The sequence below is a fragment of the Blastococcus colisei genome, assembly GCF_006717095.1.
Classification (GTDB): Bacteria; Actinomycetota; Actinomycetes; order Mycobacteriales; family Geodermatophilaceae; genus Blastococcus_B; species Blastococcus_B colisei.
Map to the genome: position 1 here is coordinate 398,131 of NZ_VFQE01000002.1, position 26,421 is coordinate 424,551.

Here is a 26,421-nt window from a genome sequence, read left to right on the forward strand (position 1 = left end):
CCTGAGGGGTGCCCGCCGGCATCGGTCGATCACGCATGACCTGAGGCCCTACGACGGCGGCAGACCGTCTGAGGCCCTCAGACCGAGGACCTGTGGGCCTCAGGACGGCGGTGCTGGTCCAGGCGCTCCCGGTGGACCTCGCGCAGCGCCGCCCGACCCCGCTCCAGGACGGCACGCTCGAACCGCAGGTCGGCCTGGCCGCCGTCCAGGAGCAGGCTGGTGAGGGTGTTGCCGTAGACGGGACCGGTCGTCACCTGCCACTCGGCCTCGGGGGACGGCAGGCGCACCGAGCGGGCCAGCCCTCGGCCGATCAGTCGCGCGAACGGCGTCGAGCTGAATCGGAAGGCGCGCTGGAGCCGCCGCGGGAACGCGTTGCGCAAGGGCGAGCTGACCACCTGCACGACGGCGCTGCGGACCTCGCGGGCGGACGGATAACGAATTGAGGCCACGTAGGAGTGGTGCACGTCGCCGGAGAGCACCAGCACGCTGGCCGGCGCCGTCCCCCGCCGGCCGGCGCCCACCTCGGCCAGCCGGTGCGCGAGCCGATCGAAGGAGCTCCGGAAGGCTGCCCAGTGCTCCAGGTCCAGCGCCTGCCGGATCCGCTCGCCCCACTGCGCCGCCCGGCGGCCCCAGGCCCCGCCGCACACCGCCTCGCTCCAGCTCTCCAGGTCGTGCACGGCACGCTCCATGAACACCGGCAGCGAGCTGGCGACGAGCAGGTGAGTGCAGTCGCCCCGCAGTTGCCCCTCGACGCCTTGCCATTCCGGCTCGCTGAGCATGCTCCGCCGGCCCTGCTCGAGGACCCGGCCCGACCGGGTGTCCACCACCACGAGGCGGGTGGTGCCGAGGTCGCGCACGTAGCTCCACCACGACAGCTTGCGGCCGTCGACCTCGTCGTCGGCCCGCCGCGCCCGATCGCGCAGTGGACCCCCGCGGGCACCGGGAGCCTGCAGCGCCGGCAGCAGCCCGTCCTCGGCCAGTTCGGCCGGCGAGACGTTGCCGAGGTGCTGGTAGACCCAGTACGACATGTAGGCGCCGGTGATCCGCTCCGACCACCACGGCAGCCGCTGGATCTGGTGCCGCCACGCCTCCGAGGTGTTCCAGTCGTCGTGGACGTCGTGGTCGTCGAAGACCATGGCCGTGGGCACCGTGGACAGCAACCAACGCACGTCGGCGTCCGACCACGAGTCCCGGTAGAGCCAGGTGTACTCCTCGAAGTCGGCCACGCCGTGCCGCGGCTCGCTCTCGGGGCCGCGGCGCTCCACCTGCCACTCGCGGACGCGCGGCGCCAGCCCCTCGTCCGCGTACACCTGATCTCCCAGCATGAGGAGCAGGTCGGGCAACGGGCGCTCGCCGCGGGCACAGGACACCGACAGGGCGCGGAGGGCATCCACGCCCACCCCGCGCACGTCCCGCTCCGGCTCCAGGTCCCACGGCTCCCGGTGCGGACGGTCCACGCGGCAGGAGCCGAGGACCACGTGCAGGTCCCCGGACGGCGGCGTCGTCCGCAGGCGGCTCGGCGGCCGCTGCGCACCGGCGGCAGGCCAGACGACACGGCCGTCGAGAGCCACCGTGTAGGGCAGGTCCGTGCCGGGCGCCAACCCCTCGATGACGACCAGTGCGTAGTGGTGTCCCTCCACCTCGAAGGTGTGGTCCCGGCAGGTCATCGGCCCGGCCCGGACCTCGACCTCGCACGAACCCGTGGCCTCCAGCCAGAGTGTCACCGCCGTCGCGTCGGCGTATCGGGGCATCGGCCCCAGGACGAGGTCGACGCCGTCCCGGACCGGGGTCTCCCACGAGGCTCTCTCCACCGGCATCGTGCTACCCGGCGATCCGTTGACGAAGGCGGGACCCCGCGAGGGTCATCGCTCACCTCCGGGGTCGGGGCCGCCCGTCAGGATCGGCATGGCGTCCCCGCACCTACCCGCAACCGGCGGATCAACCCGGTCCTGTCGGACCGATCACGCAGCAGGCACGGCACTCTTTCAGGGGACACCACCCGGACCCTCCGGTTCGCGACGCGGTCGCCGGGGAACCCGGGGTGCGCGGCGACCGCCGCCGGTCCGCTCTGCCGTGAGTCTGCGCGCACGCGGATCGCGACGAAGGGAGTCAGCATGCGGCTCGGAACCGCGATCGTCCTGCTCGCACTGGGCGCGATCCTCACGTTCGCCGTGCGGGTCGACCTCAGCGGCGTCGACCTGCAGATCGTCGGCTGGATCTTGATGGCGGTCGGCGCGCTCGGCATCGTGGTGGAGCTCGCCGTGTGGGGTCCCCGCCGGCGACAGGTCACCCGGACCGACGCCTACGGGGCGCCCGGCGACGGCGCGCCCCGGCGCACCACGACGGAGGAGACCTACTGACCGCCGTCCGGACATGACGAGAGCCCCCACCCGGCTGGGCGGGGGCTCTCGTGCGTTCGGGGTCCGGACCGGATGACGGCCGCCTCGCGGCGAGATGCACAACGCGGCTCCAGCCCCCGACCGAGGCCGGGGCGGTAGTCCGTGAAGGCGTAACCAAATGGCACCCGGGGGCACGTGGCACCCGGCCCGGACGGCTTCGACGCTACCCCCGAACGCCGGATCTTGTCGTGCCGAGTGGGACCCGGAGGGTTCCGCGCAGGCGCGACGCAGCGGCTCCATGCAGGTCGGGACGGCACCTGGCCGCGGTGCGCTCCGGAGGAGCGCAGTGTCATGGACCCGGAGGGTTCCGCGCAGGCGCGACGCAGCGGCTCCATGCAGGTCGGGACGGCACCTGGCCGCGGTGCGCTCCGGAGGAGCGCAGTGTCATGGACCCGGAGGGTTCCGCGCAGGCGCGACGCAGCGGCTCCATGCAGGTCGGGACGGCACTTGGCCGCGGTGCGCTCCGGAGGAGCGCGACCTAATTGAAGCCGCGGTCGTCCTGCTTCAGCGCGGTGTCCACGGTCAGGGCCGAGGCGATCACCATGCTGGCCAGCGGTTCCGGCAGCCGGTAGTGCACCAGGACGACGTAGCGGTCGGCGGTGGTGAACATCGTCCGGGCCAGGCCCTCCCACTTCTTCGTGATGCGGGCGACCTCCACCCCGGCAGCGTCGATGATCGCGAAGTCCCAGGCACGCCAGTTCTCGGCCTGGATCGCACCGACCACCGCCCCGTTCGCCACCAGGTCGAAGCGGATCTTCCCGAACACGTTGGCCTGGACGATCTCGCCGATCCGGGCGCCGTCCGGGCGCTGCACGACGACCCGCGACTTCATGAGCTTCGCCGGTCGGGTCAGCACGAGCACCGGCCCACGAGCGTCGCGGACCTCGAGCGTGTGGGTGAGGAACTGGTCGAGGTTGGAGACGAACCGGACGGCCTTCTTGAGGCCGCTCTGCCCCACCTGGACGACGGCGCCGATCTGCTGGCCCTGTCCGTCGAGGACGGCGTACTCGTTGGTGAGCTCGATCAGCTTGGTCTTCTGGCTGACCAGCAGCACCGGTTGCTCGTAGAGCGACGGACCGCTGCCGTACCCGGTCGGCGGCGCGGGTGGTGGCGGTGCGGCGTGCTGGACGTGGTCGGTCCATCCCTGGCCGTCCCACCATCGGGTCCCGCCCCCACCGGCGGGGTCGGGGTACCAGCCGGGCGGCGGAGGAGGCTGCGTCACGGCGGTCAAGCTAACGCCCGCGACGGGTCCCGGCCGAGACGGACGGCCCGGCGGCGCGTGCCAGACTCCGGCCATGACTCTGGCCACGTCCCCTGGCAGGGCCCACCTGAGCGACGTCGAGGCCCGCGTCGTCGATGCCGTGGACGAGCAGTGGGTGGTCGACCGGCTCTCCGCGATGGTCGCCGTTCCCTCCGTCGGCGGCACCGCCGCCGAGAGCGAGGTCCAGCACCAGCTGGCCGGCTGGCTCGACGAGCTCGGCTGCGACGTCGACACCTGGCAGATCGACCTCGCCGAGGCGGCCGGCACCGCGGACGCCCCCGGCCAGGAGGTCGAGCGGACCGAGGCGTGGGGCGTCGTCGGCACGGCGCCCGCGGCCGAGGGGGGCGTTCCCGCCCTGGTCCTCTCCGGTCACACCGACGTCGTCCCGCCCGGCGACCGCGCCCGCTGGGACGGCGACCCGTTCGTGCCCCGCATCCTCGGTGGCGACATGCACGGCCGCGGCGCCTGCGACATGAAGGCCGGCGTCATCTCCTCCCTTGCCGCGCTCGCCGCCGTCCGGACGGCGGGCGTGCGCCTGGTGCGGCCGGTGGCCCTGCACGGGGTGATCGGCGAGGAGGACGGCGGCCTGGGGGCCTGGGCGACGCTGCGCCGGGGGCACCTCGGTGACGTGTGCGTCATCCCTGAGCCGACCGCCGGTGCGGTGGTGACCGCCAACGCCGGGGCGCTCACCTTCCGGCTCGAGGTCGAGGGCCACGCCGCGCACGCCGCCATGCGGGACCGCGGCGTGAGTGCGGTGGAGAAGTTCGCTCATCTGCACGCCGGTCTGCGGGAGTTCGAGGCCGAGCGCCAGCAGGACGCCGACCCCCGCTTCACGAGCACGAGCTACCCCTACGGGCTCTCCATAGGGCGTGTGCAGGCCGGCGACTGGGCGAGCTCGGTCCCCGACCGGCTCGTGGCCGAGGGCCGCTACGGCGTCCGGCTGGGCGAGCCGGTGCCCGTCGCGCAGCAGGCGTTCGAGGCCCGGGTCGCCGCCATCTGCGCCGGTGACCCGTGGCTGGCCGAGCACCCGGTGCGGGTCACCTGGACCGGCGGCGCCTTCGCCAGCGGTCAGCTGCCCGCGGGGCATCCGCTGCTGCCGGCCGTGCAGTCCGCGGTCGCCGACGCGGGGGGCGGGTCGACGGAGGAGCGCGCGATCGCCGCCGGCAGCGATCTGCGGCAGTACGTGGCCGCCGGGATCCCGACGCTGCACTACGGCCCGGGCGACCTGAACCTGGCGCACGGACCGCTGGAGAAGGTGCCGCTGGCCGAGGTGGTCACCGCCGCCCGTGCGTTCGCACTGCTCACGGTGCGGCTCTGCGGGGTCCGGTGAGCGGGCTCGTCGGGTTCGACGCCTGGGCCGGGCTGGCCGGCGACTCCGGCACGTCGCGGACCGAGTGGGCGGCCCTGGTCGCCGCCTGGAGCGAGCCGCACCGGCGCTATCACGACCTCGCCCACCTGGCCGCCGTCCTCGGATTGGTCGGTGAGCTCGGCGAGAGCGCCGACCCGGACGCCGTCCGGCTGGCGGCCTGGTACCACGACGTCGTCTACGACCCGGAGCGCGCCGACAACGAGGACGTCAGCGCGCAGCGCGCCCGGGCCGGGCTCCGGGGCCTCGTGCCGGAGGAACGCCTGACCGAGGTCGAGCGCCTGGTGCTCCTGACCGCCGGGCACGACCCCGAGCCGGGTGACGCGAACGGCGCGGTGCTCTGCGATGCCGATCTGGCCGTCCTGGCCTCCGTGCCTTCGGCCTACGCCGCCTACGCCTCGGCGATCCGCGCGGAGTACGCGCACCTCTCCGACGAGGAGTTCACCGCCGGGCGGGCCTCCGTCCTGGAGCATCTGCTCTCGCTGGAGTCGCTGTACCGCACCCCGGTGGCACAGCCGTGGACGGCGACCGCACGCGCCAACCTGAGCGCCGAACTCGTGCTGCTCAGGCGCCGAACCGCGGCTTCTTGACACGCAGCCCCGCGGCCATCAGCCGGGCGAGGAGCTCCCGCGCCCCCACCGGCTGCGCGCCGGCCGCGACGGCGATGTCGTAGAGGTCCTCGGGGACGTCGTAGTGGTCGCCCTGGAACGCCCGCCGTGGGATGCCGAGCTCGGTCTCGACGAAAACGTGCAGCTCGTCGTAGGAGACGTCGCTGACCAGGTGCGACCAGAGCCGGCCCCGCCACGGCCACACGGGGGTGTCGATCAGGACGGCCACGGAACGCAGTCTGCCCGCCACGGCTAGTACCGCGGCCGGCAACGTTCGCCTCGTCGTCGTGTCGGTGGTGTGGGGCAGCGTGCGGGCGTACCTCGTCGTCGGGAGTCGTCCGCGCCGCCGGTGGTGTACCGGACGGCGCGGGTGGCGCTGCGGGTGACGGTCGGTCAGCGGCGGCGGTTGTTCGGGTTGCTGCGGTCGGGTGGGGATGTGTGGGCGGCGGTGCTGCTGCTCAACCGCTGGCGCCGGCAGCGTGGTGACCGGCCGATCGTGGGCTATCAGGAGCTGTGCCGGGAGCTGGCCGCCGCCGGGGAGGGCACCTTCGGTGAACTGTCGAGTGTGGGCGCCCGGTCGGTGCTGCGGGCTTACTCGGATGCGTGGATGAGCGCGGCCCGACGCCGTCGGGCCGGCGACGAGACGGCGCGGTTTCCGCGGCGGCGGCGGGGGCTGGTGCCGGTCCGCTTCTACGCCGGCACCTTCACCGTGACCGGCGGGCGGGTGCGGCTGCCGGTGGCTCGCGGCCGCCCGCCGTTGTGGGTGCGGCTGGCCCGCCCGCTCCCGTACCCCGCGGAACAGGTGCGCTCGGTGCGGCTGACGTGTGCTGGGCGGCGGCTGTGCCTGGAGGTCACCGCCGAGATCCCGGTCGCGGTCTACCCGGCGGGGGCGGGCCCGGATCCGGACCGGGCCGCCGGCGTGGATCTGGGCATCATCCATCCCTACGCCGTTCTCGCTCCCGGCGGCGGCGAGGGGCCGGATGCGGCGCTGCTGGTGTCGGGGCGGGCGCTGCGGGCCGAGCACCGGCTGCACCTGGCCGAGGCCAAGGCCCGCGCCCGCGCCGCCGCCCGACGCGCCCCGGCCCGGGGGCAGCGCGGCTCCCGGCGGTGGAAGCAGTTCCGCCGGCGCAGCCGTGCGCTGGAGGGCCGGCACCGCCGGCGACTCGGTCAGGCCCGGCACGAAGCCGCCAAGGCGGTCGTGTCCTGGGCCGTCGGGCAGCGGGTCGGCACCCTGGCCGTCGGCGATCCGCGCGGCGTGCTGGCCCGCGACGCCGGGCGGCGGCAGAACAAGGCCGTCCGCGACTGGGCCGTCGGTGACCTGCTGCGGGCGCTGGCCGACAAGGCCGCACAGGCCGGCATCGCCGTCGAGCTGGTCGACGAGCGGGGCACCTCCTCCTCCACCTGCCCGTCCTGCGCCGCCCGCGTGGCCAAGCCGCGGGGGCGGGTCTTTGACTGCCGGCACTGCCGGTTCACCGGGCACCGCGATCTGGTCGGTGCCGCCAACATCGCCACCCGCACCACCGCCGTCGCCGGTGGCGGCACCGGTGGTGGACCTGTCGTCGGCGGTTCGTCGCCGGTGACCACGCACCGCCGGGACCGGCCGGCACCTGCCCGGTGCCGGCCGGTCCCGGCGTGATCCCCGCCGCGGACTGATCAGCCGGCCCCCCGGCCGGCCGATCCCCACCGATCCGGTGGTCCGCGGCGGCGGGTCCATCTGGCCCGCCGTGGCCCGCCCCGGAACCGGTCCCGGTTCCGGGGAGTCGCTCGCCGGCACCCGCCGCGAGGATCAGGCACCGCCCCACCGGGGCGAACCTTGCCTGACACGGCACTAGCGTTCTCCCGGTGAGCAGAGAGATCCGCTGGGGAATCGTCGGGCCGGGCCGGATCGCGGACAAGGTGGTGCAGGACTTCGCGCACGTCGAGGGGGCGCGGCCCGTGGCCGCCGCCTCCCGTTCGCTGGACCGGGCGCGCGCCTTCGCCGACCGTCATGGGCTCGAGCGTGCCTACGGTTCCTACGCCGAGATCATCGACGACCCGGACGTCGACGTCCTCTACGTGGCCACCACCCATGCTCAGCATCACGCCGTCGCCCTGGCCGCGCTGCGGGCCGGCAAGGCGCTGCTCGTCGAGAAGTCGTTCACCGCCACCACGGCCGGCGCTGCGGAGGTCATCGGACTCGCGCGAGAACGGGGCGTCTTCGTCATGGAGGCGATGTGGACCCGTTTCATGCCGGCCGTCGTCGCGCTGCGCCGGCTGATCGACGACGGCGCCATCGGCGAGGTCCGGCTGGTCCAGGCGGAGCTGGGCAGTCTGTGGGAGTTCGATCCGTCGCACCGGCTGTTCGATCCCGCCGTCGGCGGCGGCGCGCTCCTCGACATGGGCGTCTATCCCCTGTCCTTCGCGCAGATGCTGCTGGGGACGCCGGAGTCTCTCGCGGTGCACGGCTCCACGTTCCCGAACGGCGTCGATGCCGAGGCCGGGATGCTGCTGCGCTACGCCGGCGGCCGCTCGGCGTTGCTGACGACGTCGCTCGTCTACCGGCTCCCCGGCGAGGCCCGCATCGCCGGGACGCGTGGCTGGATCGACGTCCATCCGCGCTTCCACCAGCCGGACGGCTTCGTGCTGCACCGGGAGGGCGCCGACCCGGAGACGGTCGAACCAGGCGGGCTGGGGTGGGGGTATGCCCACGAGCTCATCGAGGTCACCGAGTGCGTGCGTGCCGGCCGCACCGAGAGCGCGGTCATGCCGCTCGCCGACACCCTCGCCGTCCAGACGCTGCTCGGTGAGGCCGCCGAGCAGCTCGGCGTCCGGCACGCGGAGGCGCCGGCACTCGGTTAGACGACCGGCACACCCGGCGTCGTCTGCCCCTCGGCCCAGGCGTGCCCGAGCGCCTGGTCGGCTGTGGGCACGCGGGTCGGTGTCCCCCCGGCCCGGCGGACGGCGTCGGCGAAGTGGACGGCGTCGATCGTCGCCGCTCCCCCGGGGTCGTTGTTGAAGTAGACGAGCACGTCCTCGTCCCCGTAGGTCCCCGCCAGCCGGTCCGCCCAGAGCTGCAGGGTCTCCGGCCGGTACCGCCACGCCTCGAAGCCGTGGTGGAAGCGGAGATAACCCCAGTCGGCGGTGCGCCAGAGCGGGGCGACGGGCTGCTCGTCACGGTCGGCCCAGCACAGCGCGGCGCCGTAGCGCTCCAGCAGCGCGCGTATGTCGTCGGTCCACCAGCTCTCGTGCCGGGGCTCGACGGCGACGCGGGTACCCCCCGGGAACTGGGCGAGGCACCCGCGGAGGAGGTCGGCGTCCGCCTTCAGCGTGGGGGGCAGCTGGAGGAGGATCGTGTCGAGCCGGTGCTCCAACCCCTCCGCCCGCCCCATCAGCCGCGCGACGGGTTCCTCGGGTTCGCGCAGCCGCTTGATGTGGGTGAGGAAGCGGCTGGCCTTGACCGCCCACCGGAAGTCGGGCGGGGTGCGCTCACGCCACTTCACGAACGTCTCGCGCTCGGGCAGCCGGTAGAAGGCGTTGTTGCTCTCGACCGTCGCGAAGAACTCGGCGTAGTGCTCGAGCCACAGCCGCTGGGGCAGCTTGGCCGGGTAGAACAGCCCGCGCCAGTCGCGGTACTGCCACCCCGAGGTCCCGATGATCACGGCCACGGGGAGCCGCCTACCCTCCGCAGTCATGGCTGACGCACCCGCCCGGTTCAAGGACCTCTGCCTCGACGCCCGCGACCACCACGCGCTCGCCGACTGGTGGTGCAGCGCCATCGGCTACGTGCGGCGCGACCAGCTCGAGGACGCGCAGACCCCCGAGGACGACGAGCCTCGCCCGCACGACTGGCCGGTTCCGATCGTCGACCCGACCGGCGAAGGACCGCTGATGTGGATCGTCCCGGTGACCGAGCCGAAGATCGTCAAGAACCGGATGCACTTCGACGTCGTCGGCGACACCTGGCCCCTCCTGGCGGCCGGCGCCACGATGGTGCGGGAGCAGGACGACGAGATCGAGTGGAACGTCCTCGCCGACCCCGAGGGGAACGAGTTCTGCGTCTTCGCCCCCGAGTGACGCGCCCTCACCCGGGTTGACCCGCCTGGTGAGGGGTGGAGCCGGGCCAGGACGCGGGTCGACTCCCACCGGCGAGGGTTGACCCGCGCCGGGGCAGAGGACGTCGTCTCCACCAACGCCGACAGGGGCGGCCCGCCGAAGCGGACCGCCCCTGCCGGGCAGTGCTGGTGTTACGGGAGAGCCGGACTCAGAAGTCCATGCCGCCCATGCCGCCGTCGCCGCCGGGCATGGCCGGAGCGTTCTTCTCCGGCTTGTCCGCGATGACGGCCTCGGTGGTGAGGAAGAGCGCCGCGATGGAGGCGGCGTTCTGCAGCGCCGAGCGGGTCACCTTGGCGGGGTCGATGATCCCGCTGGCGACGAGGTCCACGTACTCGCCGGTGGCGGCGTTGAGGCCCCAGCCGGTGTCGGAGTTGCGGACCTTCTCCGCGACGACGCCACCCTCGAGGCCGGCGTTGATCGCGATCTGCTTCAGCGGCGCCTCGAGCGCGACGCGCACGATGTTGGCACCGGTCGCCTCGTCACCCTCGAGCTCGAGCTTGTCGAACGCGACGGCCGTGGCCTGCGCGAGAGCGACGCCACCACCGGCGACGATGCCCTCCTCGACGGCGGCCTTGGCGTTGCGCACCGCGTCCTCGATGCGGTGCTTGCGCTCCTTCAGCTCGACCTCGGTCGCGGCGCCGGCCTTGATGACGGCGACGCCACCGGCCAGCTTGGCCAGGCGCTCCTGCAGCTTCTCGCGGTCGTAGTCGGAGTCCGACTTCTCGATCTCGGCGCGGATCTGGTTGACGCGACCCTGGATCTGGTCGGCGTCACCCGCACCCTCGATGATCGTCGTCTCGTCCTTGGTGGTGACGAACTTGCGCGCGCGGCCCAGCAGGGAGACGTCGGCGTTGTCGAGCTTGAGGCCGACCTCCTCGCTGATGACCTGGCCACCGGTGAGGATGGCGATGTCGGCGAGCATGGCCTTGCGGCGGTCACCGAAGCCCGGGGCCTTGACGGCGACGGACTTGAAGGTGCCACGGATCTTGTTCACGACCAGGGTCGCGAGGGCCTCGCCCTCGACGTCCTCGGCGATGATGGCCAGCGGCTTGCCCGACTGCATGACCTTCTCGAGCAGCGGGAGCAGGTCCTTGACCGAGCTGATCTTGCCGTTGACGACCAGGATGTACGGGTCGTCGAGCACGGTCTCCATGCGCTCGGAGTCGGTGACGAAGTACGCCGACAGGTGACCCTTGTCGAAGCGCATGCCCTCGGTGAGCTCGAGCTCGAGACCGAAGGTGTTGCTCTCCTCGACGGTGATGACACCTTCCTTGCCGACCTTGTCCATCGCCTCGGCGATGAGCTCGCCGATGGCGGGGTCAGCGGCGGAGATCGAGGCGGTGGCGGCGATCTGCTCCTTGGTCTCGACGTCCTTGGCGGTCGAGAGGAGGTACTCGCTGACGGCCTCGACGGCCTTCTCGATGCCCTTCTTCAGGGCCATCGGGTTCGCGCCGGCGGCGACGTTGCGCAGACCCTCGCGCACGAGCGCCTGGGCCAGCACGGTGGCGGTCGTGGTGCCGTCACCCGCGACGTCGTCGGTCTTCTTCGCGACCTCCTTGACGAGCTCGGCCCCGATCTTCTCGTACGGGTCCTCGAGCTCGATCTCCTTGGCGATGCTCACACCATCGTTGGTGATGGTGGGGGCACCCCACTTCTTCTCGAGTACGACGTTGCGGCCCTTGGGGCCGAGCGTCACCTTCACGGCGTCGGCGAGGGTGTTCATACCCCGCTCGAGGCCACGGCGCGCCTCTTCGTCGAACGCGATCATCTTGGCCATGTGGTGATGTCCTCCATGCATTGATCGCTGCACGGCCGGGTTCGGCGCCCGCGACGGACGACACCAGTGACGTGGACTCCCTTGCGGCCCACACGCCGGTGCCTCACCGTTCCGACCTGGTTGGCACTCGGGAGCCCCGAGTGCCAGAAACGAGTCTGGCACTCGACCCCTGCGAGTGCAAGGAGGGGTCCCCCGGACGACGCCGAACGCCCTCCCCGCCGCCGAGGTATAGGAACCTTTACCTGCGGGTTGAGCCCCCGATTCGTAGGTAGAGGTTCCTATACCTGCGTCGGGCGCCTGCGTCGGGGCGGGGTGGGCTCCGCACGCAGCGAGGCCCGGCCCCCATACGGGGACCGGGCCTCGGTGAAGTGCCGGGATCAGGCGGCGGTGACGCCGTCCGCCTGCGGGCCCTTGGCGCCCTGGACGACCTCGAAGCTGACCCGCTGGCCCTCCTCGAGGCTCTTGTACCCGTCCATCTGGATGGCCGAGTAGTGGACGAAGACGTCCTGGCCGCCGTCGACGGCGATGAAGCCGAAGCCCTTCTCGGCGTTGAACCACTTCACGGTGCCCTGTGCCACGTGTGCTCCCACGTTCGTGCGTACGGACGGTCCCTCTGGATCGGGGAACCGGGTCTAGCTCTTCCGCCCGTTCGAACACGAACATGGAACTGGAACCGCGCGAGAACGTACATCAGGAAATGCCTGGTGACGGTACATCGACGCCATTCCGTTGCCGGATCGGGCGACGTGTCGGCCGCCCGATCCGGTTCGGCGACGCTCAGCCGATGAGGCCGGCCGACCGGAGCGACCGGAGCGACGGCTCGACGCGGTGCGTCGGGCCGACCACCGGCTCGAGCGGATCGAGGGTCTTGAGGCCCTCCCCCGTGTTGAGGACGACGGTCTCCTTGGCCGGGTCCAGCCGCCCGTCCTCGACGAGCTGGCGCAGCACCGCCACCGTCACGCCGCCGGCCGTCTCGGCGAACACGCCGGTGGTGCGGGCGAGGTCGCGGATGCCCTGGACGATCTCGTCGTCCCCGACGCGGCCCACCGAGCCGCCGGTCCGGCGGATCGCGTCGAGCGCGTAGGGACCGTCGGCCGGGTTGCCGATGTTGAGCGACTTCGCGATGCCCGTGGGCTTCACCGGCTTGACGACGTCCCAACCCTGCTCGAACGCGGTGGCGATCGGGTCGCACCCGGCCGACTGGGCGCCGAAGATCGTCCACTCGGTGGCCTCGACGATGCCCGCGGCGACCAGCTCCCGGAACGCCTTGTCGACCTTGGTCAGCAGCGAGCCCGACGCCATCGGGATGACGACCTGGGCCGGGATCCGCCAGCCGAGCTGCTCGGCGATCTCGTAGCCCATCGTCTTGGAGCCCTCGGCGTAGTAGGGCCGCACGTTCTGGTTGACGAAGGCGGTGTCCTCGAACTCGTCCGTCTCGGCGAGTTCACTGGTCAGCCGGTTGACGTCGTCGTAGGAGCCGTCGACGGCGACCAGAGTCTGGCCGTAGACCGCGGACTGCACGACCTTGCCCGGCTCGAGGTCGCTCGGGATGAAGACGAAGGACGGGATGCCCACCCGGGCCGCGTGCGCGGCCACCGAGTTGGCCAGGTTGCCCGTCGAGGCGGCGGCGATCTTGCGGTACCCCAGCCCCTTCGCCGCGGTGGCGGCCAGCGACACGACGCGGTCCTTGAAGGAGTGCGTCGGGTTGGCCGAGTCGTCCTTCACCCACAGCCCGCCCGTGAGGCCGAGCTCGGCGGCGAGCCGGTCCGCGCGCACCAGCGGGGTCAGACCGGGGTCGAGGCTGACCCGGTCGGCCGGGTCCTGGCCCACCGGGAGCAGGCCCGCGTAGCGCCAGATGTTCTGCGGCCCGGCTTCGATCTGCTCGCGGGTGACGGACTTCATGAGCTCGGGGTCGTAGTCGACCTCCAGCGGGCCGAAGCACTCCGCGCAGGCGTGCTCGGCGATGAGGCCGAAGGTGGCCCCGCAGTTGCGGCACACCAGGCCGCGGGCGGGACACGGGGCAACGGGGCCACCGGCAGACGAGTCGGCCTGGACAGAACCGGGAGCGGTCAGGGTCATGCGACGACTACCTCCTCATCTTCCCCGCACCGGGCCGTCGAGCCGTGCGGGACGGAATTGGCACCTTCCGTCCCGCGCATGCGCGCGGGCGGCGGTTGCCGGGGCTTCGTCGGGCCGTGTCCCTCTGCCCCTCTGGATGAGTGGAACGGCGAGAACTGTACCCAGTACCGGCGGGGTTCCGGACGACGGTCAGGATGTGAGATGTGACCGCCCGCATCGTCTACACCGATCTCGACGGCACGATGGTCGGTCCGCGGGGGTCGTTCTGGCACGCCGCCGACCGCGGGCTCACCGCCGACCCGGCCGCCGCGCTGCTGGCTCTCCACCGGGCCGGGGTCCCGTTGGTGCTGGTCAGCGGCCGGACGTTCGAGCAGGTCATCGAGGCCGCGCGGATCTTCGCCGCCGACGGCGCCATCGCCGAGCTCGGTGCGACGATCGCCTGGGACGCCGGCCGGAGCACCCACCGGCTCACCGGCGAGCTGCCCGCCGAGTACGCCGGACGCGCGCCCATGGAGGTCATGGCCCAACTCGGCGTCGTCGAGCAGGTGATCGCCGAGAACCCGGGCCGACTGGAGTGGCACGCGCCCTGGCACGCCACGCACTCGACCGACGCCCTGCTGCGGGGGCGGGTCGACCCGGTGGCGGTCGACGCCTGGCTGGCCGAGAAGGGCGCGGGCTGGCTGACGCTCAAGGACAACGGCGCGATCCCGGCGACGTCCCGGTTCGGGCTGGACGACGACCCGCTGCCGCCGCGGGTCTACCACCTCATGCCGCGTGGCATCTCCAAGGGTGCGGCCATCGCCTGGGACCTCGAGCGGCGTGGCCTCTCGCCCGCCGACGCCGTCGCGATCGGCGACAGCGTCAGCGACCTGGACATGGCCCCGGCGGTCGACCGGCTCTGGATCACCCGGAACGGCGCGTCCGTCGACGGCATGGGCAGGCTCATGGACGCCGTCCCCAACGTGACGGTCACCGCCGCGCCCATGGGCGAGGGCTGGGCGCAGGCGGTCCTGGCCAGCCTGTAGCGGCATTTATGGCCATAAATGCCGCTACGTCGTCCTAGGAGGTGACGTCGCGGCGGGCGAAGTGCCGGAAGGCCAACGCGGTGAAGATCGCCGCGTAGACCAGCGACTGAATGATGCCCCGGAACATGTCCCCGGAGTCGACCGGCGTCTGCAGCAGGTCGGTCCAGGCGAACTCCTCCGCCGTCGGGAACCAGTCGCGGATCGCCCCGAGTTGCTCGACCTGGTCGAGGATCGCGAAGACGAACATCGTGAACACCGCGCCACCGACGGCGGCCAGCGGCGCGTCGGTGATGGTGGAGAACCAGAAGGCCAGGGAGCCGACGACCAGCAGGTGGACGGCGAGATAGCCCAGCATCCCGGCCAGGCGCAGCATCCCCTCCCCCTGGTCGAGGGTCACGCCGACCGGCGTCTGGATGTCCTCGAAGCCGAAGGCGATCCCGCCCGCCACCACCGCGACCGTGGCCAGCACGAGCAGTGCGCCGACCGACTGCACCAACGCGGCGTAGAACTTCTGCCGGAGCAGCCGCATCCGTGGCACCGGCGTCGCCAGCGCGTAGCGCAGCGATCCCCATTGGGCCTCGCTGGCCACGGTGTCGCCGAAGCACAGCGCGTACACGACGACGAGGAAGAACCCGGTCGTCGCGAACAGGACGAACAGCGTGAAGTTCAGGCCGCTCGACGTCGCGACGTCGACCAGGTTGATGCGGTTGTTCTCCGCCGCCTCCTCGCTGGCACCCAACTGCAGCGCGGCGATGAGGATGAGCGGCAGGGCGACCATCAGCGCGAAGACCCCGATGGTGCGCCGGCGCTTGAACTGCCTGCGGAGCTCGACCGAGAGCCGCAGCGTCCGTTCCGGCCGATATCCGGCGACGGCACCCGTCGGCTGGACGTGCTCTCCACCCGGCGAGGCAGAAATGGCCATTTCTGTCGCTCGTTGCGTGGTCATCAGTTCTCCCCCACCAGCGCCAGGAACGCGTCCTCGAGCCGCCGGCGCGGCGTGAACTCGTCGACCTCGATGTCGGCCGCCACCAGCGCCTGCAGCGCCGCGGCCCGGCTGTAGCCGTCCAGGTCCGCGACCAGGCCCTCGTCGGTGCGCCCGGCACTGACGCCCGGCAGCCCCTCGAGGACGGCGATCGCCCGGTCGGTGTCGGCGTCGTCGACCAGACCGACGAGCACCGCGCCACCGGTGCCGACGATCTCCTCCACCGTGCCCTGGGCGATCTTCTGCCCCTTCGCCATGACGACGACGTGGCTGCAGGTCTGCTCGATCTCGCTCAGCAGGTGGCTGGAGACGATGACCGTGCGCCCGGTCGCGGCGTAGGAGCGCAGCACCTCCCGCATGGCATGGATCTGCGGCGGGTCCAGCCCGTTGGTCGGCTCGTCGAGCACCAGCAGGTCGGGCAGCCCCAGCATCGCCTGCGCGATCGCCACCCGCTGCCGCATGCCCTGGCTGTAGCGACGCACCGGGCGGTCCAGGGCGGCGCCGAGGCCGGCCACCTCGATCGCCTCCTCCATGTGCGCGTCCTCGGCCGGGCGCCCGGTGGCCGCCCAGTAGAGCCGCAGGTTGTCGCGGCCGGACAGGTGCGGCTGCAGGCCGGTGCCCTCGACGAACGACCCCAACCGGGAGAGCACCGGTGCACCGGGGCCGGCCGCGTGGCCGAAGATGCTGATCCGCCCCTCCGTGGGCCTGATCAGGCCCATCAGCATTCGCAGCGAGGTGGTCTTGCCCGCCCCGTTCGGCCCCAGCAGGCCGAGGACCTGACCGCGCCGGACCTCGAAGGAGAGGTCCCGGACGGCGACGAAGCCGTCCTTGTAGGCCTTGGTCACGCCCTCGAAGCGCAGCGGCACGTCCTCGCCGTCCGGCTCCACGTGCGAGACCTGACGCCGGCGATGACGGCCCCAGAGCAGGGCCACCGCCCACGCGAGCAGCCCGAGCCCGATGACGGCGGCGAGCAGCACCCACCACCGCGACGTGCCGCTGTCGGTCTGGGTGGCGCCGTCGACCTGCGGCACCGCGAGATCGGTCCCGCCGTCCGCGAGGGCCACCGAGTAGACGGCCGCCTCGGCCGGGAGGGCGAACGCCTGGTCGGTGGAGGACACGACCAGCCGCATCGTGTGGCCGGCCTCGAACCGGTGCACGATCCCGGGCAGGGTCACCTGCACCGTCGTGGGCCGGGTCGGGTCCGACGACAGCCCGGTCAGCGCGAGCGGCGCCACGAGCCCGGCCGGCAGGGTCGTCGTCCCGCCGGGTCCGACGTCGTACAGCTTGGCGAACAGGGTGGCCGAACCGCCCGGGGCCGCCACGGCGACGTCGACGGTCGGCGCCCCGACGACCTCGACGGCGGTCTCGAGCGGCTCGCTCTCGAAGGCGGCGAACTGGCCGGGGATCTCCAGCGTCGTGCCGCCGAGGGCGGCGGTCAGCGCGCCGAGCCCCGGAACGGTGGTCAGGGCGGCAGGGGTGCCGCCCGCCGGGGTCACGACGGGCTGGAGAGGCCCGCTGAGCGCGATCTGCCGGCGCTCGGCGGACTCGGCATCCACCAGCCCCGGGTAGGCGTCGGCGAGGACGGTCTGGTCGCCGCCCTGGACCCGGCCGAGTCCGGTCGCGCCCAGACCGGTGGGGGCCGGGTACTCGAAGCCGGTGCCCGGGTCGGCGCCTCGTCCCCGCAGGTGGAAGTCGAACCAGCCCGCCACCTGCTCCCGCAGGTCGGCCGTGACCCGGTCCGACGTCGACGAGTCGTGCCCGCCCGCGAACCAGACCACCTTGACCGGGGTGCCGTTGGCGGCGATGCCGCGGGCGTTGGCATCGGCCTGGCCGAGTCCGAAGAGGGAGTCCTGGGTGCCCTGGATCAGGAGGGTGGGCGCCTCGATGCGGTCGAGCACACCGGCCGGGCTGCCCCGTTCGAGCACGGCCGCGATCTCCGGGGTCAGCGTCCCGGTGGACGCCGCTGCCTGGTAGGCCGCGCAGACGTCGGCCCGGAAGCGACCGCAGATCAGCGCCTGCTCGACCTCATCGGGTTCCACGGAGGCGGGATCCGGCAGGCTCGATTCTCCGAGGGCCGGCCGCGCATCGGCGCCGTCCCCGTTCTCCGTTCCGCCGGCCCCGCCGCCGAGGGCGTCGAGCAACCCACCGCTCGGCGCCGAGCCGATGCCGAAGAACAGCCCGGCCCACAGCCGCTTGTAGACGCCGGCGTCCCCGTCCTGCGGGACGGCGGCGACCGTGTCCGCGTCCACGGCGCCGACCTGGGAGGGAAAGAGCGCCGCGGTCAGGGAGCTCCAGGTGATCTGCGGGGCGATGGCGTCGATCCGCTCGTCATAGGCAGCACCGAGTAGCGCGACCCCGCCGCCGTAGGACCCGCCGGTGACGCCCACCCGCGGGTCGCCGTCGCCATCGAGCTCGACCTCGTCGCGCTCGGCGAGGAGGTCGATCAGCGTGGACAGGTCGGCGATCTCGTACCGGGGGTCGTTGAGCCCGATCTCGCCGGTGCTGCTGCCGAATCCCCGCGCGGAATAGGCGAGGACGACGTATCCGCGCTCGGCGAGGTCCTGCGCGTCGGCGGCGACCGACTGCTTGCTGCCGCCGAACCCGTGCGCGAGCACCACGGCGGGGGCAGGCTCGCTCCCGGCCGGTAGGTAGAGGGTGGTGTCCAGCTCGACGGCGTCCGCGCCGGTGCCGGAAGGCACCCGGGCCTCCTCGGTCCGGACCTCCTGGGCGGCCGACGCCGCGGGGGCGAGGAACAGCAGACCGGTGGACAGCAGCAGGAGGACCAGGACTGCGGACGTCGCGCGGGCGCCGGAGCGCGGGCGGGGACGCACGAGCCCGCGGAGGGAACGCACGAAGCGGCCAACGGACGGCGAACGGCTCGTGTTCCGCCCGTCGCACCCGATCACCGGGAGGGGCGGTACGCCCGTCCCGGAGACCGCGATCAGGGCTGCCAGTCGCCCGTCGTGACGACGACGAGAGCCGGCGCCTGGACGTCGGCCGGGAGCTCGAAGAAACGCGGCGTGGGGCCCTGGAGCAGCGGGAACATCTCGACCAGCTGCAGGGCGGCCTGCCGCTGGTTCTCGTCGCCCTCGGTGAAGAACACCGTGCTGGCGGCCACGTCGTCGGCCAGGTAGGCGCCGACGGCGGGGGTCTCCCACCCGCCACCGGCGATGGTCGCCGCGACCTTGGCGGCCAGGCCGTTGATGTCGGTCGAGTTCAGCACCGTGACCGGCACGCGCACCGGCGTGGCGACGACCGGGTCGACCTCGATCGGGTCGGTGGGCAGGGCCGGCAGCGAGTCGACGTCGGGGAGGGCGGGGGCCGAGGCGCTCGGGGTCGCGGGCGTCTGCGCTGCCGTCTCCTGGGTCTCGGGAGACACGAAGGTGTAGACGCCGAGCACCGCCAGCGCCACCACGGTCATGGCCAGCAGGCCCGTGAGCACCCGGCGGGGCTTGCGGGGCTCGTCCTCCTCGAGGACGGCGACGGCCGACCCCTTGCGGCCTTCTGCCTTGCGTCGGGCGGCGTCGGCCGCCTGGCGCTCGGCCCGCATCGCCGCGCGGCCCCCGACCGGGCCGGTGCCGTGCCCGCGGACGGGCGTCGGCGCGTCGTCGAGGGAATCGACGACGTCAGCGTCCTCCGAGCGACGGCGGACCGACCGTTCGGGGATCGCGGTGGTGCCGGGCGCGCTCGCGACGGGCGCATCGTCGTAGACCTCGGGGTCCGCGGCGACCACGCTGTCACGGGAGGGCTTGGTCCAGTCGCCGTAGGCGGGCGAGGACGAGCCGGACGCCGTGGTCTGCGACGGCACCCGGGGAAGCCGGCCGGAGGACCGCAGTCCGGAGGGCCCGGTGGACCGCAGACCGGACGGGCCGGTGGAGCTGAGGGACGGCTCGGCGTCGGGCCAGCTGCGGCTGGGCCGCGCGGGCGCCGGGGCGGGCTGCACGCGAGCGGGGCGCTCGAGCAGGTCGCCGCGCAGGCCGGCGGCGGGAGCCGCGGGCACGAAGGAGTCGTCGGCCGACAGCTCGAGACGCGGCTCCGGTGCGGGGACGGCCTGGAACGGGGCGACGGATGTGAGGGGCGCCGCGGGACGGGCCGGCGTCGCGGGGCGCGCGCCGCCGCGGGACGCCGCAGCGGGGACGGGCGGCAGTGGTAGCCGCGAACGCGACATCTGGCGCGGCCCCGCGGGCGTGCGGGCATCCGCGCCCGGGACGGGGCGTGACACGGGCCGGCGGGCGCCGTCGGACCGGTCACGGCCAGGCGCCGTCGGATGATCGCTCAGCGCCGGGGCAGCGCCGCGCCACAGCCCATCGGGTACGTCCGTACGCCGACGACCGGGCGCCACAGGGGCGCGCCCCTGGTCCCGTCCGTCACTGCCTGATTCGGCGTGCCTGCCCACGGTGAGCAAATCTAACCGCTGTAACTCTCATTGCACAGGACCTTGGGACGAACGTGTTCGTTGCCGCGCGAGTCGCAGCCGGCGGAGCCGCCGGACGAGCAGCGGGTCTGCGGCCAGGGCGGCGGGTCGGTCGACCAGCGCGTTGAGCACCTGGTAGTAGCGCGTCGGTGTCACTCCGAACCGGTCGCGGATCGCCGTCTCCTTGGCCCCCGGACGACGCCACCACTGGCGCTCGAAGGTGAGCATCTCGTGCTCCTTGCGGGACAGACCCACGCCCGGGACCTGCGCAGGAACCACCCCCAGGCCCTCGGGCCGGTGCGGGGAGACCACCGGGGTCGGGTCGTCGGTCATCGCTCGTCATCTCCTGCTTCCTCGGCCCCGCCGGCACCCGGTCGGGCCAACGCCTGCGACGGTAGCGCCGGGCTCCGACAGTTCCGGGGCGCACGGCGCCGTGCCTCGCGAACGGCACCGACTGGTCGTCAGAGGCGCGCGGGGATCACCTCGGCCGCCGCCCGGCGGCTGCCCGCCCGGGCGTGTCGCAGCAGGTCGACGGTGAAGACGGCCAGGGCCACCCACACGACGGCGAAACCGGCCAGGCGCGCGGCGGGCATGGGCTCGTCGTAGACGAAGACGCCGATCGCCAGCTGCATCGAGGGGGTGATGTACTGCAGCAACCCCACGGTCGACAGCGGGATGCGGCGGGCGGCGGCCGCGAACAGCAGCAGCGGGACCGCGGTGGCCACCCCGGAGCTCACCAGGAGGAGAGCGTGCCCGGTGCCCGCGTTGGCGAACGTGCCGTCCCCCGCGGAGTGAGCCAGCCCCAGCACCGCGGCCGCCGGCACGGCGACCAGCGCGGTCTCCACGAACAGGCCGGGCGCGGCCTCGGTGCGGACCAGCTTCTTCATCAGCCCGTACAGGCCGAACGTGATCGCCAGAGCCAGCGCGATCCACGGTGGCCGCCCGTAGTCGACGGTCAGCACGATGACGGCGACGGTGGCGATGGCCACGGCCGCCCACTGGAGCGGGCGCAGCCGTTCGCTGAAGACGACGACGCCGAGCAGCACGCTCACCAGCGGGTTGATGAAGTAGCCGAGCGAGGTCTCGACCACGTGGCCGGAGTTCACGCCGTAGACGAAGACCAGCCAGTTGGCGGCGATGAGGACGGCCGCACCCAGGAGGACCAGCGACCGGCGCCGGTCGGTCACCAGCGCCCGCACCTGCGCCCAGCGGCGGAGCACGGTCAGCAGGACCCCGACGAACAGCAGGGACCACAGCACCCGGTGGGCGACGATCTCCAGCCCTCCGGCGGGCTCCAGCAGCGGGAAGTAGAGGGGGAACAGGCCCCACAGCGAGTAGGCGGCCAGCCCGGAGACCACCCCCAGGCGACGCTCGTCCACGGGCGCACCGTACGCCGGGGCATCGCCGGGTCATGAGCCGCGCTCAGGACCCGGCAGCCGTCAGGGGGTCTGGATGTAGTCGACCAGCTGCCTGCGCTCCTCCTCCAGCTCGTCGAGCCGGGCCTTGACGACGTCGCCGATGGAGACGATGCCGACCAGGTCGCCGTCGGCGACGACGGGGACGTGCCGGACGCGCTTGTCGGTCATGGTCCGGGCGAGGTCGTGCACGCTCGCGGTGGGCGGACAGGTGTGCACCTGTGCGGTCATCACGCTGGACACGGGGTCGGCCAGGAGACCCGCCCCTCGGTCGTGCAGCCCGCGGGCGACGTCCCGCTCGGACACGATGCCGTCGATCCGGCGGCCGTCGGAGGACACGACGAGCGCGCCGATGCCCTTCTCCGCCAGCCGGGCGAGCGCGGTCCGGACGCTCTCCGCCCCGTCGATGGTGGCGACCTCGGAGCCCTTGTGCCGGAGCAGCTGGCTGATCTGCACGGTTCCTCCTCTGGAAACGGTGCGGGGAGTGTCCACCCGGCGCCGCCCAGGAGCAATGGCACGCCGGCGCGGCCTACCGTCGTGGCATGGCACGGCAGCGGCCCAATCCCGCGCAGTGGGTCTGGTACGCGCTCGGCGGCGGACTCCCGCGCGAGCTCTCGCCGTGGGTGCTGGCCGACACCACCGGGCCCACCTGGATCTGGCGGCACCTGGCCCGCGCGGTGGTCCAGCTGCTCCCGCTGCTCGCCCTCTGCCTGGTCGTCGTCCCCGTGCCGCTGGCCTACCGGCTGTCCGCGGCGGCGGGCGGGCTGTTCCTCGGCCTGCTGTTCTCGATCGCGTTCATGACCGAGACCATCGAGCACCGCGTCGCCAAGGCCGGGTACCCGCCGGGCACGGCGGGCCGGCTGCGCGCCGAACGGACCGAACGGGCCCGCGTGGAGCGCCACTCCCCCTACCGCCAGGGCGGCGCGGGCAGCTTCGACTGAAGCTCAGTCGACGCGGAAGCCGATCTTCACGCTGACCTGGAAGTGGGCGACCCCGCCGTCCACGACCTGGCCCCGGATCTCCTGGGCCTCGAACCACTCGATGTTGCGGACGGTCTCCGACGCCTTGGCGATCGCGTTCCGGATCGCCTCGTCGACGCTCACCGGACTGCTGCCCACGATCTCGCTCAGCCTGTACACGTGGTCGCTCACGGTTCCTCCTGACGTATGCCGGACGGACCCCCGCACCCTGGCACGACGCCGGCGTGTGCGCCTACGTACGTAGTTCCGGTGGCCGTGAATACGTCGTCCGACAGATCCCGCGCCGCTCCGTCGTCACGAGTCTTCGAGTCGTTCCCGGACGACCTCGAAGGAGCCCCCGATGACCGCTCTGGCCTACGCCGAAGCCCCCGCGATCCCCGCCCCCCGGCGCGCCGACCGGGCCGACGTCCCGGTCGTGGACCGCCGGCACCTGCAGGCCCTCGCGGCCGGCGACGACGCGGCGTGGCAGACGACGGTCCGGCGCTACGAGGGCCTGCTGCGGTCCGCGGCGCGCGTCGTCCTGCGCAGCGACTCCGACGTCGACGAGGCCGTGCAGCGCACCTGGGTGCTGCTGCTGCGCAACGCCGCGCGCATCAACGACCCGCAGTGCCTGCCGGGCTGGCTGTCCACCACCGCCCGGCGGGAGGCGCTGGCCATCCTCCGCGCGCAGCAGCGGGCCGTGCCGAGCGAGGACGTCGCGGACCGCGTCGCCCCCGACGACCGGGACATGGCGACGGCGCTGATGGAGGAGGAGCTGCGCCTGGCCCTGGACCGGGCGGTCGAGACGCTGCCGGAGACCCAGCGCCGGATCGTGCGGGCGCTGCTCCGGGAGCCGGAGTCCTACGACGCGCTCAGCCAGGAGCTGGGTATCCCGCGGGGCAGCCTCGGGCCCCTGCGGGGCCGGGCGGTCAAGGCCCTCCGGGCGCAGCTGGAGCCGAGCCTGCGCTGACGGCTACTGCTGGCCGCCACCCCGCCGCCGCTTGGCGACCACGTGCTGGATGCCCTCGCGCAGCGCGCCCTCGAAGGTGAGGTCCGGCGTGGCGTCCACGACCTCCCGGAGCTCCCCGACGAGGTCGTCGTCGTCGAACTCGACGTTGTCCTCCCGGTCGTCACCGGGCTTGGTCAGCGAGAACTTCACGGGCGACATCGGGGTCCTTCCGCAGGGGTGACCGGTGGCTACCGCGTCACTCTTGCGGCGAGTGCCGCTGCTTGTCCACGGTTGCTGACCTGGAGCTTGTGCAGGACACGGGACACGTGGACGCCGACCGTGCGCTCGCTGATGAACAGACTGCGGGCGATCTGCCGGTTGGTCGCGCCGGTGCCGAGCAGTTCCAGCACCTCGCGCTCCCGCTCGGTGAGTCCGTAGGGGCGGTCCTCGGCCGGCGTGCGTGGCGTAGGCGCCGGGGACAGCCGCGAGCGACCGAGCAGCGCGTCGATCTCACCGAGCAGGGGCGCCGCACCGAGCCGCTCGGCGATCCCGCGTGCGGACGACGCCGCGGCGGACGCACGGTCGCGCCGCTTCTCGGCCACGTGGCACTCGGCCTGGCGAAACAGGCAGTACGCCTCCTCCAGGGGCCGGTCGGCTGCACGCCAGAGATCCACCGCCGCGGCCCACTCCTCCGCCGTCGCCTCGCCCCGGGCCCTGGCGAGCTCGTTCCTGGCCGTCCGGTGGTCGGCCGCGTGCCCCATGTCCTCGTCGGTCGCCGGCGCGACACGGTCGAGCTCGGCGGCCAGCTCCGCGAGCCGCGACTCGGCAGCTGCATCGGTCCGCCCAGGGACCGGTCCGCGCCGGTCGGCCTCGTTGCGCAGCCCGATGACCAGGAGCTCGGTCCGGAAGGCCTTGTCCTGCGTGTGCGCCAGTCGCTCGAGCGCCTGCACCACGACCCGGTGGCATCCCGCACGATCGTCCTCCTGCGCGAGCAGCGCCGCGGTGACGGTGCCGATGGCCGCGATGACGGTGGGTTCGTCCACGTCGCGCAACGGGTCGGCGGCGGCCAGGCTGGCCCGCGCACCCGCGGTGTCACCCAGGGCCAGGCGCAGCTCGGCGCGTTCGAGATGCAGGTGCAGCCCCTGCCCCTGGACGACCCGTCCGTCGAGGAGCTCGGCGAGGACCTCCTCGCAGCGCCGGTACTGGCCGCGCCGGCGGAGCATGTTGGTCGCGTTGCAGGCGAGGGCGGAGCCCACGGCCAGCTCCAGTCCGTACTCCGGCAGGATGCGGAGCCCCTCCAGGGCGGCGGCGCACGCCTCCGCCGGCATCCCCGAGTACTCGTAGGCGATGACCAGGTTCGCGTAGCTGCGGCAGAGGACGGCCCGGTCGTCGACGTCGCGCGCCAGCCGCACCCCTTCCCGGAGCACGTCGAGACCCGAGGCGTCCCCCCGGAACGTCGCGGCGGCTCCGCGGGTCGTGAGCGCGTCCGCCAGGACCGCCGTCGTCCCCTTGTCCCGCGCGGCGGCGACCGACCGCTCCGCGTACCGGACGGCGTCGTCGAACTCGGCCATGATGAAGGCCGCCCGGGCCTGGGCTCCCCACACCTGGGCGTGGCAGGCCGTCACCTCCGGGCCGAGCGCCGAGGCCGCTTCGGCGTAGGCGGCCTGGCTGCGGCTCGTCTGACCGGCCTCCCACAGGAAGCAGCCCAGCCGCTCGAGGGCGCTCGCCCGCTCGGTGGCCGGGATGCCCCTGTCCTCCAGCGCTCTCTCGAGGAGGGCGACGGCCGCGGTGGGGTCGCCGGCCAGCCGTGCGACACCGGCCGCCTCGAGGGCCAGCTCCAGGTCGCCGTCCCCGCCCGGCCCGAACTCGAGGGTCCGCCGATAGTGGGCCCAGGACTCGGCGTAGGCGTTGAGCCGTCGCGTGGCGCGGGCCGCCCGCAGGCTCCACTCCGCGGCCTGCCCGGAGGCGCCGGCCGCCTCCCAGTGCACGCTCACGGCCGCCGCCGTCACGACGTCGTCGGCGCGGTCCTGAGCCAGGGCCCGGGCGGCCTTCCCGTGCAGGTCGCGCCGCTCGAACGGGAGGAGCTGGGCGAGCACCGCCTCGCACATCAGGCTGTGCCGGAACGCGTAGTCCGCCCCCTGGACGACGAGCACGCCGGCGTGGACCGCCTCGCGGACGGCGGCCCCGTAGCGCTCGGGTGCCAGGTCCGATGCCCGGTACAGGTGCTCGTCGGACACCCACAGCCCGAAGACGGCGGCCGCCCGGACCAGCACGGACGCGTCGGGTCCCAGCGTGCGCACCCTCGCCAGCAGCATGTCCGTGACCCGACGCGAGCCAGGGTCCTTCACCAGCTCACCCAGGAGGTAGGGATGGCCCTGGGTCTGCTCGTACCAGGCGTCGGCGTCCACGGTCTCGTTCCCGGTCAGCGCGGCGACCAGCTGCCGGGTCTCCTCGCGGTCGAGCCGCTGCAGCTCCATGCAGGTGGCACCCGGGAGCCGGGTCAGTTCGGCGACGGCCTCCTGCACCCGCCCCACGTGCGGGTTCTCGTCGTCGCGGAGGGTGAGCACCAGGCTGAGCCCCCGGCGTCGCGCCGTGCACGCGAGGTAGACGAGGAAGTCGCACGTCGTCTCGTCGGCCCACTGCAGGTCGTCGATCACGAGCGTGGTCGCCGACGCGGACCCGGCAGGCGCCAGGGCGTCGGCCCAGCGCCGGATGGCCCGCAGCCGTTCCTCGGCCGACTGCTCCGCCACGTCCGGCGCGTCGGGCCAGCCGCCCCGCGCGTCGAAGATCATCTCGAGGGCCGCCAGCGGCAGGGGCTGACCGGCCAGCTGGAGGCAGGCGCCCTCGATGACCTCGGTGACCGCACCGGGTCGCTCAGCCGCCACGAGGGAGGACTTGCCGACGCCGGCCTCGCCGCAGATCACCACGATGTGCCCCGGCTCGGCGAACGCCGCAGCGACGGTCGCCCGATGGTCCGCCCGCCCGATGTAGGGGACCCCCACCCCGATCACCGGGACATCCTGCCCTCACCGACCGGCGGCGTCCAGGCTCTTCCGGACGGGCGCGGACCGCTGTTGCACAGCGTCCGGTCCGCT

The 26,421-nt window shown here is 73.3% G+C and carries 25 protein-coding genes and 1 riboswitch; of the genes, 9 read left to right on the forward strand and 16 right to left on the reverse strand.

The features are described 5' to 3' along the window. Window positions 1–77: 77 nt before the first annotated feature. Window positions 78–1,811 (reverse strand): DUF7800 domain-containing protein, encoded by a 1,734-nt coding sequence (locus FHU33_RS21355; RefSeq protein ID WP_211355315.1) that lies wholly within the window; start codon window positions 1,809–1,811, stop codon window positions 78–80. Between the two features lie 303 nt (window positions 1,812–2,114). On the opposite strand from FHU33_RS21355, the gene FHU33_RS21360 reads away from it, so the two are divergent. Beyond that, the gene (locus tag FHU33_RS21360; RefSeq protein ID WP_142027605.1) at window positions 2,115–2,360 is read left to right on the forward strand and encodes a DUF6458 family protein; all 246 of its coding nucleotides are present in this window, start codon (window positions 2,115–2,117) and stop codon (window positions 2,358–2,360) included. A 517-nt stretch (window positions 2,361–2,877) separates the two neighbouring features. On the opposite strand, the gene FHU33_RS21365 is transcribed toward FHU33_RS21360, so the two are convergent. Then, window positions 2,878–3,621, reverse strand: a complete 744-nt coding sequence (locus FHU33_RS21365) for a phospholipid scramblase-related protein (protein WP_211355316.1) — start codon at window positions 3,619–3,621, stop codon at window positions 2,878–2,880. Window positions 3,622–3,694: 73 nt separating this feature from the next. On the opposite strand from FHU33_RS21365, the gene FHU33_RS21370 reads away from it, so the two are divergent. Together FHU33_RS21370 and FHU33_RS21375 are read left to right on the forward strand one after the other, a co-directional pair. Further along, the gene (locus FHU33_RS21370; RefSeq protein ID WP_142027607.1) at window positions 3,695–4,990 is read left to right on the forward strand and encodes an ArgE/DapE family deacylase; all 1,296 of its coding nucleotides are present in this window, start codon (window positions 3,695–3,697) and stop codon (window positions 4,988–4,990) included. Continuing rightward, the gene (locus tag FHU33_RS21375; protein WP_142027608.1) at window positions 4,987–5,616 is read left to right on the forward strand and encodes an HD domain-containing protein; all 630 of its coding nucleotides are present in this window, start codon (window positions 4,987–4,989) and stop codon (window positions 5,614–5,616) included. Before FHU33_RS21370 ends, FHU33_RS21375 begins: the two co-directional genes overlap by 4 nt. Here the strand turns inward: FHU33_RS21375 and FHU33_RS21380 are convergent. Then, the gene (locus tag FHU33_RS21380) at window positions 5,591–5,863 is read right to left on the reverse strand and encodes a DUF4031 domain-containing protein (RefSeq protein WP_142027609.1); all 273 of its coding nucleotides are present in this window, start codon (window positions 5,861–5,863) and stop codon (window positions 5,591–5,593) included. The genes FHU33_RS21375 and FHU33_RS21380 overlap by 26 nt on opposite strands. Before the next feature lie 69 nt (window positions 5,864–5,932). On the opposite strand from FHU33_RS21380, the gene FHU33_RS21385 reads away from it, so the two are divergent. Next, window positions 5,933–7,270, forward strand: coding sequence for an RNA-guided endonuclease InsQ/TnpB family protein (locus FHU33_RS21385; RefSeq protein WP_142027610.1), 1,338 nt, complete (start codon window positions 5,933–5,935; stop codon window positions 7,268–7,270). A gap of 206 nt (window positions 7,271–7,476) precedes the next feature. After that, entirely contained in the window at window positions 7,477–8,472 is a 996-nt protein-coding gene (locus tag FHU33_RS21390) for a Gfo/Idh/MocA family protein (RefSeq protein WP_142027611.1), read from the forward strand. On the opposite strand, the gene FHU33_RS21395 is transcribed toward FHU33_RS21390, so the two are convergent. Next, complete coding sequence (locus FHU33_RS21395) at window positions 8,469–9,278, reverse strand: DUF72 domain-containing protein (protein ID WP_142027612.1); 810 nt, start codon at window positions 9,276–9,278, stop codon at window positions 8,469–8,471. The genes FHU33_RS21390 and FHU33_RS21395 overlap by 4 nt on opposite strands. A 25-nt stretch (window positions 9,279–9,303) precedes the next feature. On the opposite strand from FHU33_RS21395, the gene FHU33_RS21400 reads away from it, so the two are divergent. After that, window positions 9,304–9,687, forward strand: coding sequence for a VOC family protein (locus FHU33_RS21400; RefSeq protein ID WP_142027613.1), 384 nt, complete (start codon window positions 9,304–9,306; stop codon window positions 9,685–9,687). Window positions 9,688–9,874: 187 nt separating this feature from the next. On the opposite strand, the gene groL is transcribed toward FHU33_RS21400, so the two are convergent. The 3 genes from groL to thrC form a co-directional block, all read right to left on the reverse strand. Continuing rightward, window positions 9,875–11,503, reverse strand: a complete 1,629-nt coding sequence (gene groL / locus FHU33_RS21405) for a chaperonin GroEL (protein WP_142027614.1) — start codon at window positions 11,501–11,503, stop codon at window positions 9,875–9,877. A gap of 377 nt (window positions 11,504–11,880) precedes the next feature. Then, a complete protein-coding gene (locus FHU33_RS21410) occupies window positions 11,881–12,081 on the reverse strand; it encodes a cold-shock protein (protein WP_142027615.1) in 201 nt (66 codons plus the stop codon). A gap of 199 nt (window positions 12,082–12,280) precedes the next feature. Next, window positions 12,281–13,582: a threonine synthase gene (thrC, locus tag FHU33_RS21415; RefSeq protein ID WP_211355317.1), complete on the reverse strand. Its 1,302-nt coding sequence runs from the start codon at window positions 13,580–13,582 to the stop codon at window positions 12,281–12,283. 12 nt (window positions 13,583–13,594) lie between these two features. Continuing rightward, a riboswitch (SAM riboswitch) is annotated at window positions 13,595–13,725 on the reverse strand. Window positions 13,726–13,785: 60 nt separating this feature from the next. Here thrC and FHU33_RS25180 point away from each other — a divergent pair. Beyond that, on the forward strand, window positions 13,786–14,607 hold the full coding sequence (locus FHU33_RS25180; RefSeq protein ID WP_170182623.1) for an HAD family hydrolase: 822 nt from the start codon (window positions 13,786–13,788) through the stop codon (window positions 14,605–14,607). A 34-nt stretch (window positions 14,608–14,641) separates the two neighbouring features. On the opposite strand, the gene FHU33_RS21420 is transcribed toward FHU33_RS25180, so the two are convergent. The 6 genes from FHU33_RS21420 to FHU33_RS21445 form a co-directional block, all read right to left on the reverse strand. Next, window positions 14,642–15,553 carry an ABC transporter permease gene (locus FHU33_RS21420; RefSeq protein WP_246064088.1) on the reverse strand — a complete coding sequence of 304 codons (912 nt, stop codon included), beginning with the start codon at window positions 15,551–15,553 and terminating at the stop codon, window positions 14,642–14,644. Further along, window positions 15,553–18,441, reverse strand: coding sequence for an alpha/beta fold hydrolase (locus FHU33_RS21425; RefSeq protein ID WP_142027616.1), 2,889 nt, complete (start codon window positions 18,439–18,441; stop codon window positions 15,553–15,555). Before FHU33_RS21425 ends, FHU33_RS21420 begins: the two co-directional genes overlap by 1 nt. Window positions 18,442–18,530: 89 nt before the next feature. After that, window positions 18,531–19,589 (reverse strand): LytR C-terminal domain-containing protein, encoded by a 1,059-nt coding sequence (locus FHU33_RS21430; RefSeq protein ID WP_170182624.1) that lies wholly within the window; start codon window positions 19,587–19,589, stop codon window positions 18,531–18,533. Window positions 19,590–20,012: 423 nt separating this feature from the next. Further along, complete coding sequence (locus tag FHU33_RS21435) at window positions 20,013–20,336, reverse strand: DUF3263 domain-containing protein (RefSeq protein ID WP_142027618.1); 324 nt, start codon at window positions 20,334–20,336, stop codon at window positions 20,013–20,015. 128 nt (window positions 20,337–20,464) lie between these two features. Continuing rightward, a complete protein-coding gene (rarD, locus tag FHU33_RS21440) occupies window positions 20,465–21,382 on the reverse strand; it encodes an EamA family transporter RarD (RefSeq protein WP_142027619.1) in 918 nt (305 codons plus the stop codon). A gap of 60 nt (window positions 21,383–21,442) precedes the next feature. Continuing rightward, window positions 21,443–21,874, reverse strand: a complete 432-nt coding sequence (locus FHU33_RS21445; RefSeq protein WP_142027620.1) for a CBS domain-containing protein — start codon at window positions 21,872–21,874, stop codon at window positions 21,443–21,445. Between the two features lie 86 nt (window positions 21,875–21,960). Between FHU33_RS21445 and FHU33_RS21450 the strand changes: the two genes are divergently transcribed. After that, entirely contained in the window at window positions 21,961–22,359 is a 399-nt protein-coding gene (locus tag FHU33_RS21450; protein WP_142027621.1) for a DUF5313 family protein, read from the forward strand. 3 nt (window positions 22,360–22,362) lie between these two features. On the opposite strand, the gene FHU33_RS21455 is transcribed toward FHU33_RS21450, so the two are convergent. Beyond that, window positions 22,363–22,569 carry a dodecin gene (locus FHU33_RS21455; protein ID WP_142027622.1) on the reverse strand — a complete coding sequence of 69 codons (207 nt, stop codon included), beginning with the start codon at window positions 22,567–22,569 and terminating at the stop codon, window positions 22,363–22,365. 169 nt (window positions 22,570–22,738) lie between these two features. On the opposite strand from FHU33_RS21455, the gene FHU33_RS21460 reads away from it, so the two are divergent. Next, on the forward strand, window positions 22,739–23,347 hold the full coding sequence (locus tag FHU33_RS21460) for an RNA polymerase sigma factor (protein ID WP_142027623.1): 609 nt from the start codon (window positions 22,739–22,741) through the stop codon (window positions 23,345–23,347). A gap of 3 nt (window positions 23,348–23,350) precedes the next feature. Here FHU33_RS21460 and FHU33_RS21465 read toward each other — a convergent pair whose 3' ends face one another. Further along, window positions 23,351–23,545, reverse strand: a complete 195-nt coding sequence (locus tag FHU33_RS21465; RefSeq protein ID WP_142027624.1) for a hypothetical protein — start codon at window positions 23,543–23,545, stop codon at window positions 23,351–23,353. Window positions 23,546–23,574: 29 nt separating this feature from the next. Further along, the gene (locus FHU33_RS21470; protein ID WP_142027625.1) at window positions 23,575–26,337 is read right to left on the reverse strand and encodes a helix-turn-helix transcriptional regulator; all 2,763 of its coding nucleotides are present in this window, start codon (window positions 26,335–26,337) and stop codon (window positions 23,575–23,577) included. Window positions 26,338–26,421: the final 84 nt, after the last annotated feature.

Excerpts from the sequence above, each read along its gene's own strand:
- FHU33_RS21360 (WP_142027605.1), top strand. The coding sequence starts at position 2,115 with ATGCGGCTCGGAACCGCGATCGTCCTGCTCGCACTGGGCGCGATCCTC.
- FHU33_RS21370 (WP_142027607.1), top strand. The coding sequence starts at position 3,695 with ATGACTCTGGCCACGTCCCCTGGCAGGGCCCACCTGAGCGACGTCGAG.
- FHU33_RS21400 (WP_142027613.1), top strand. The coding sequence starts at position 9,304 with ATGGCTGACGCACCCGCCCGGTTCAAGGACCTCTGCCTCGACGCCCGC.
- groL (WP_142027614.1), bottom strand. The coding sequence starts at position 11,503 with ATGGCCAAGATGATCGCGTTCGACGAAGAGGCGCGCCGTGGCCTCGAG.
- thrC (WP_211355317.1), bottom strand. The coding sequence starts at position 13,582 with ATGACCCTGACCGCTCCCGGTTCTGTCCAGGCCGACTCGTCTGCCGGT.
- FHU33_RS21420 (WP_246064088.1), bottom strand. The coding sequence starts at position 15,553 with ATGACCACGCAACGAGCGACAGAAATGGCCATTTCTGCCTCGCCGGGT.
- FHU33_RS21435 (WP_142027618.1), bottom strand. The coding sequence starts at position 20,336 with ATGACCGACGACCCGACCCCGGTGGTCTCCCCGCACCGGCCCGAGGGC.
- FHU33_RS21450 (WP_142027621.1), top strand. The coding sequence starts at position 21,961 with ATGGCACGGCAGCGGCCCAATCCCGCGCAGTGGGTCTGGTACGCGCTC.
- FHU33_RS21460 (WP_142027623.1), top strand. The coding sequence starts at position 22,739 with ATGACCGCTCTGGCCTACGCCGAAGCCCCCGCGATCCCCGCCCCCCGG.
- FHU33_RS21465 (WP_142027624.1), bottom strand. The coding sequence starts at position 23,545 with ATGTCGCCCGTGAAGTTCTCGCTGACCAAGCCCGGTGACGACCGGGAG.